Below are 404 nucleotides of genomic sequence, written 5' to 3' on the forward strand. Positions count from 1 at the left end.
TGGCGGGAGCGCATCGCATCATGGCACCAGCACAGCCGAAAGCTGCGCACGCCCGCCCGCTGTCCCGCCAGCCAGCCGCACAGCTGCAGCAGCAGCTGGCGCGCGCCATGCATCAGCGCATCGGCCTGGTCGATGCGCATGGGCAGCTCCAGCCGGGCATCAAAGCGGGCGGGTAGGCTGATCCAGGGGTAGCGGTCGGGCAGCAGGCCATGGGCATGGTCCAGGGCTTTCAAGATGCCCGTATCCATGCGCCGGGCCAGCGCGCCTCGGGGCAGCGCATGCACGGCGCCCAGGCTCTGGCAGCCCAGCTGGCTCAGCAGCTCGGCATGGCGGGCCACCGCATCGATGGCCTGCAAGGGCAGGGGCGCCAGCACCTGGGGCAGCGGCTGGCCCATGCCGTGGCG

General features: G+C 72.0%; 1 pseudogene. It reads right to left on the reverse strand.

Features of this window, described 5'->3' with window-relative positions:
- Positions 1–404, reverse strand: a pseudogene (locus tag H928_RS32455) (DNA polymerase Y family protein); the annotation flags it as partial.

Source organism: Comamonas sp. B-9 (assembly GCF_000410635.1).
GTDB lineage: Bacteria > Pseudomonadota > Gammaproteobacteria > Burkholderiales > Burkholderiaceae_C > Comamonas.